4 protein-coding genes are annotated in these 6126 nt (G+C 69.5%); 1 reads left to right on the top strand and 3 read right to left on the bottom strand.

All coding sequences use genetic code 11. The annotated features are described in order from the left end of the window. Window positions 1–105: 105 nt before the first annotated feature. Entirely contained in the window at window positions 106–2436 is a 2331-nt protein-coding gene (locus ACZ5CW_RS33505; protein WP_468608097.1) for a transglycosylase domain-containing protein, read from the bottom strand. 530 nt (window positions 2437–2966) lie between these two features. Here ACZ5CW_RS33505 and wblA point away from each other — a divergent pair. Further along, the gene (gene wblA / locus ACZ5CW_RS33500) at window positions 2967–3305 is read left to right on the top strand and encodes a transcriptional regulator WblA (protein ID WP_468608113.1); all 339 of its coding nucleotides are present in this window, start codon (window positions 2967–2969) and stop codon (window positions 3303–3305) included. Between the two features lie 424 nt (window positions 3306–3729). On the opposite strand, the gene bagB is transcribed toward wblA, so the two are convergent. Together bagB and bagA are read right to left on the bottom strand one after the other, a co-directional pair. Continuing rightward, window positions 3730–5082 carry an ATPase BagB gene (bagB, locus tag ACZ5CW_RS33495; protein WP_468608095.1) on the bottom strand — a complete coding sequence of 451 codons (1353 nt, stop codon included), beginning with the start codon at window positions 5080–5082 and terminating at the stop codon, window positions 3730–3732. Continuing rightward, entirely contained in the window at window positions 5079–6056 is a 978-nt protein-coding gene (bagA, locus tag ACZ5CW_RS33490; RefSeq protein WP_468608093.1) for an ATPase BagA, read from the bottom strand. Before bagA ends, bagB begins: the two co-directional genes overlap by 4 nt. Window positions 6057–6126 lie beyond the last annotated feature (70 nt).

Here is a 6126-nt window from a genome sequence, read left to right as displayed (position 1 = left end):
CCCCCCCCCCCCCCCCCCCCCCCCCCCCCCCCCCCCCCCCCCCCCCCCCCCCCCCCCCCCCCCCCCCCCCCCCCCCCCCCCCCCCGCCGCCGTATCCGTGGGGACCTAGCCTCTGTGGCCCCCGTTGCCGTTCCCGTTGATGCCGCCGTTGCTCTGGCCCTGGATGAAGTTGCCGGGGAGGGAGAAGGTCGGTGACGGGGTGGTGCCGCCGATGGCGCCGGTGGTCGTGCCGCCCGTGGTGGCGCCGTCAGTGGCGCCCCCGTCCGTCAGGCCGCCGATCAGTCCGCCGATCACTCGTCCCGTGTCCCCGTTGTTGCCCCCGTTCTCTCCCCTGTCGCCTTTTCCCTGGCCGTCCCCGTTGTCCTCGTCGGGGATGTCGACCAGGTTGAAGTCGGGAGCGGGTTTGCCCTCCAGAGCGCCGGACATCATGTCGCGCCAGATCGGGCCCGGGACCGCGCCACCGAAGACCTTGTCGTACGGGACGCCACCGATGGTGATGTTGACCATGTGCCGCTTGTGGGCCGGGTCGCCGACCCAGACCGCGCCCGCCATGTTCGGGGTGTAGCCGACGAACCAGGCCGCGAAGCGCTCGTCCGTCGTACCCGTCTTGCCGGCGCTCGCGCGGCTGTCCAGGCCGGCCTCCTGGCCCGTACCGTCCTCGACCACGCCCTTGAGGAGCGTGCTGACGGTGTCGGCGGTCGTCTCCGACATCGCGCGCGAGCAGGTCGACTTCGGCACTTCCAGGGACTTCTGCTCCCGGCCTGCCCGCTGGGTGATCGACTCGATGGCGACCGGGGTGCAGTACATGCCGCGCGAGGCGAAGGTGGCGTAGGCGCTCGCCATCGTCAGCGGGGACATCTCCTGGGTGCCGAGCGCCATGGAGGGCGCCTGGACCATCTTGCGGCCGTCCGCGCGTGACACGCCCATCTTCTTGGCCATGTCGACGACCGGGCAGATACCGATGTCGCTGATCAGCTGCACGTAGTAGGTGTTGACCGACTTGGCGGTCGCTTCCTTCATGCCGTACGGGCCGTGCTCCGACTCGTTCTCGTTCGTGAGCTTCTCGGGCTTCCGGGGGTCGTTGCGCCAGGTCTTGCCGTCGCACGCGGACACCGGGCTCGGGTACAGCATCTCGTACGGCGACGAGTACTGCTGCGTCGCGGGCTTGCCGCCCTCGATGGCGGCCGCCGCCACGATCGGCTTGAACGTCGAACCGGGCTGGTAGCCGGCACCGCCGCCCATGTCCTGGTTCACGGACAGGTTGATCTGGGTCTCGTTCTTGCCGAAGCCGTACGGGCGGGACTGACCCATGGCGAGGATCTTGCCGGTGCCCGGTTCGACGATGGTCGCGGCCGTCGCCACGCCGTCGCTCTTGTAGACGTGGTCCTTGATCGAGGCCTGCGCGGACTGCTGCGCCTGCGGGTCGAGCGTCGTACGGATCGTCAGACCACCCTGGTTCCAGAGCTTCGCCCGGATCTCCTTGGTCTTGCCGAAGGCCGGGTCGGTCAGGAAGACCTCGCGTACGTAGTCGCAGAAGAAGCCGGCACCCTGGACCGCGGTGATGCAGCCGTTCTTCGGCCGGCTGGGGTGGAGCCCGAGCGGCTTGCCCTTGGCCTCGTCGGCCTCCTTCTGGGAGATGTCGCCGACTTCGGCCATGCGCTGCAGGACGATGTTGCGCCGCTTGGTGGCCTCGGCCTCGTCGTTGACCGGGTCGTAGCGGCTCGGGGACTGCACGATGCCGGCCAGCAGCGCGGCCTCCTGCACTTTCAGGTTCTTGGCGTGCTTGGAGAAGTAGCGCTGGGCGGCGGCCTCGACGCCGTAGGCCTGCTCGCCGAAGAAGGTGATGTTGAGGTAGTTCTCGAGGATCTTCTTCTTGCCCAGCTGTTCCTCGATCTGGATCGCGTACTTCAGCTCGCGGATCTTACGGCCGAGGGTCTGCTGGGTGGCCTCGGCGACCTTCGTCGGGTCGTCGCCGGCCTCCTCGATGAAGTAGTTCTTCACCAGCTGCTGGGTGAGCGTGGAGGCGCCCTGGGCGACCCCGCCGCTCTGCGCGTTCTTGTTCACGGCGCGCAGCACGCCCTTGAGGTCGATCGCGCCGTGCTTGTAGAAGCGCGAGTCCTCGATCGCGACGATCGCCTTCTGCATGTACGGCGAGATGTCCTTGAGGTCGACCACCGTACGGTCGCGGGAGTAGACGGTCGCGATCTGGTTGCCCCGGTTGTCCAGGATCGTCGTGCGCTGACTGAGCTGGGGGCTCTTCAGATTGGCCGGGATCTCGTCGAAGCTCTTGACCGAGCCCTTGGCCGCGAGGCCCAGCGCTCCGGCCGCGGGCAGCGCGATGCCCGCCATCACGGCTCCCGCGAGCACACTGACACCGAGGAACTTGGCGGCCTGCTGTGTTGCCGACAGGCCACCGCCCGAGCGCTTCTTTGGCATGGGGGCAGCCTAATCCGTACTTATGAGCGTTCCGAGGGAGCGGCTCCCTGTCGGGATGTTCGGGTGCCGGATCGTGACGTACGGGCGGGCGGCGCCGGGTGGTGGCGGGCAGCACACGGCGAAGCAGGAGACCTACGTTCGCATTTTCCGGACACGCGCGCAGGCCTTGGCCTAAGCTGCTCTCAACTGTCACAGCAGTGCGGTCACGTATCAATACGTCCGGCGACCCCGAATCGTTCCGGTCGTGCCCCGTTTTTCTGAGGGGAACGTGTCCGAATCCGCCTCGTGTGTCACCTGACGCCCGATGTGGCACACCGTAGCTGTCCCGGATTGCCGGGATGTTCGCATATGTCGCCAGCTCACTCCCGCGGGTGATCTGCCGCTTACCCATAGTCCGTTCGGGCCATTCAAGATTGGGCCCGAAGGGGGTGTTGCGCTGTGCCCACCTTCCGTAACGTCCTCAACTGGCGGCGGTGAATATGCCGCTGCCGCCGTGGGGGAGCCTCGATTCGGGAGAGGACGGCGCCGGTATGGGCTGGGTAACCGACTGGAGTGCGCAGGCTGCCTGCCGCACTACCGATCCGGATGAACTGTTCGTTCAGGGAGCAGCGCAGAACAGGGCCAAGGCGGTGTGCACCGGATGCCCGGTACGCACCGAATGCCTGGCTGACGCGCTGGACAACCGCGTCGAATTCGGCGTGTGGGGAGGCATGACGGAGCGGGAGCGCCGCGCACTGCTGCGCCGGCGGCCCACCGTGACCTCCTGGCGCAGGCTGCTGGAAACCGCTCGCTCGGAATACGAGCGGGGCGTCGGGATCGTGTCTCTCGACAACGACGAGATGTACGAGAACTACGCGGCGGTGAGCTGAGGGCACGCACCTGCCTGGGGAGAAGTGGAGCGCCCGCGGTCAGGGTGGCTTCTCGGGCAACGGGAGTTGCGGTTCCCCGGCGGGAGTCGCAGTGCTCTGGGGGCGCGGGCAACCGCGCGATCGGCCGCGGTGGGCCCGCGGTCGCCGACGAGACCGCACCGCTGCCTGCCATGGGGTGTCGGAGGTGTCGATCTGGCCTTCGCCTGGGGAAGCCGCGATCGACCCGGCAGTTCCGCCCGCAGTCGCCCGCAGCCGCGCGCTGCGACCGTACGAGCGCACCTGCGCGCGGCCGGAACTGACTCCGTGGCGGTATCCGCACCCCTGCGCTGCGCACTCTGCGCGCCGCCGCCTCCGTCTCCGTGGTGGTACGCGCGTATGTGGCCCCGCCTGTACGGCTCGCCGCGTAGTCGCCCGCAGAGGGGCGCTACGACGGCTCCGTCCGCCCCGCCGTGCCCGCGGCCAGCCGGGCACCGATGTCACGCAGACCTGTGAGGTCGTGGACGTCGCCGGGCAGTGCGGGTACGTCGACCACCGCCACCTCGGGGTGGCGGGCGGTGAACCGGTCACGCGTGCGCTGCTCGCGCGAGAGCAGCTGCATGCGTTCGGCGTGCAGCCTCAACAGGCCTGCGGCGAGCCGGTCGACGGGGCGCTCCGCCTCGGTGGAGGAGTCTTCCGTTTCGGCGGGGGAGCCTTCCTCGGAAGCGGCGTCTCCGGCTGCGGCCTCGGGTGCGGAAGTTCGTGAACTGCCGTACGTGTCGGGAGAGTTACGAAGTCCAGCTTTCCCGTCCCCCTGATCCACAATGCGGAGGTCCTCAAGATTTTCCGCGGCGGCGAGCGCTCGCTCGGCCGACAGCCGGCCGGCGCCGCTGCCATGGACACGATTCAGCACCAGACCGACCAGCGGCATGTCCTCCGCGGCCAGCCGCTCCACGAAGTACGCGGCCTCGCGCAACGCGTCCCGCTCCGGGGCCGCGACCACGAGGAACGCCGTACCGGGCGCCTGGAGCAGCTTGTACGTGGCGTCCGCGCGCGTACGGAAACCACCGAAGGTGGTGTCCATGGCGGCCACGAACGTCTGTACGTCCTTCAGCAACTGGCCGCCCAGCAGCTTGCCCAGCGTGCCGGTCATCATCGACATGCCGACGTTCAGGAAGGCCATCCCCGCGCGGCCGCCCAGCTTGGCGGGCGCGGTGAGCAGGCGGATCAGCCGGCCGTCCAGGAAGGAGCCGAGCCGCTTGGGTGCGTCCAGGAAGTCCAGCGCCGAGCGGGACGGTGGGGTGTCGACCACGATCAGGTCCCACTCGTCCTTGGCCCGCAGCTGGCCCAGCTTCTCCATCGCCATGTACTCCTGCGTGCCCGCGAAGCCCGCCGAGAGCGACTGGTAGAAGGGGTTCGCCAGGATCGCGGCCGCCCGCTCGGGGTCCGCGTGCGCCTCCACGACCTCGTCGAAGGTGCGCTTCATGTCGAGCATCATGGCGTGCAGTTCGCCGCCGCCCTCGGTGCCCTTCACCCGGCGCGGCACGTTGTCGAGGGAGTCGATGCCCATCGACTGGGCCAGCCGCTTGGCCGGGTCGATGGTCAGGACGACCACCTTGCGGCCCCGCTCGGCCGCCCGCAGCCCGAGGGCCGCCGCGGTCGTCGTCTTGCCGACCCCGCCCGAGCCGCAGCACACCACGATCCGCGTCCCGCGGTCGTCCAGCAGCGGGTCGACGTCGAGCGCACGCGCGGGGGAGAGGCGGCGCGCCGTGTCCTGTGCCTCGGCCGGGTCCGGACTCATGACAACCCCTGCTTCCGCAGCTCGGTGGCGAGTTCGTACAGGCCCGCGAGGTCCATGCCCTCGACGAGCAGCGGCAGTTCGTTCAGCGGCAGGCCCAGCTCGCCGAGGACCGCGCGCTGCTCCTGCTCCAGCGCGTACCGCTCGGCGTACTCGGCTGCCTGCGCCAGCAGCGGGTCCACCAGCTTCTCGGCGTTCCCGCCCCGCCGGGCCCCGCCGAGCCCCGCGGCCGAGAACGCCTGTGCGACCGAAGAACGCTCCACGGTCCGTACGAGTTCCAGGTCGGCCGCGTCCAACACCTGCGGCCGGACCATGTTCACGATGACCCGGCCCACCGGAAGCCGTGCCGCGCGCAGCTCGGCGATGCCGTCGGCGGTCTCCTGCACCGGCATCTCCTCCAGCAGGGCCACCAGGTGCACCGCCGTCTCCGGCGACTTGAGCACGCGCATCACCGCCTGCGCCTGATTGTGTATCGGGCCGATCTTCGCGAGGCCCGCCACCTCGTCGTTCACGTTCAGGAAGCGGGTGATGCGGCCGGTCGGCGGGGCGTCCATGACGACGTAGTCGTAGACGAACCGTCCCTTCTTGTCCTTGCGGCGCACCGCCTCGCACGCCTTGCCGGTCAGCAGGACGTCCCTGATGCCGGGAGCGATGGTGGTGGCGAAGTCGATGGCGCCGAGCTTCTTGAGCGCTCTGCCCGCCCCGCCCAGTTTGTAGAACATCTGGAGGTAGTCCAGAAGGGCGAGTTCGGGGTCTATCGCGAGGGCATGCACCTCCCCGCCCCCCGGCGCGACCGCGATCTTCCGCTCCTCGTACGGCAACGCCTCCGTCTCGAAGAGCTGTGCGATGCCCTGCCGACCCTCGACCTCCACGAGAAGCGTCCGCTTCCCCTCGGTCGCGAGGGCCAGCGCGAGGGCGGCGGCGACCGTCGTCTTTCCGGTCCCGCCCTTGCCGCTGACGACCTGGAGCCTGCTCACGCCTTCGAGACTAACCAGTCCGGCCGAAGGCCACGCGGGAGGCTGTGGATAACGGCGGTCATAGTCGGCC

Source organism: Streptomyces sp. NPDC031379 (genome assembly GCF_055569615.1).
This window is presented reverse-complemented; position numbering and strand designations above follow the sequence as displayed.

Coding starts and splice junctions, on each gene's coding strand:
- ACZ5CW_RS33505 (WP_468608097.1), bottom strand. CDS start 2,436: ATGCCAAAGAAGCGCTCGGGCGGTGGCCTGTCGGCAACACAGCAGGCC.
- wblA (WP_468608113.1), top strand. CDS start 2,967: ATGGGCTGGGTAACCGACTGGAGTGCGCAGGCTGCCTGCCGCACTACC.
- bagB (WP_468608095.1), bottom strand. CDS start 5,082: ATGAGTCCGGACCCGGCCGAGGCACAGGACACGGCGCGCCGCCTCTCC.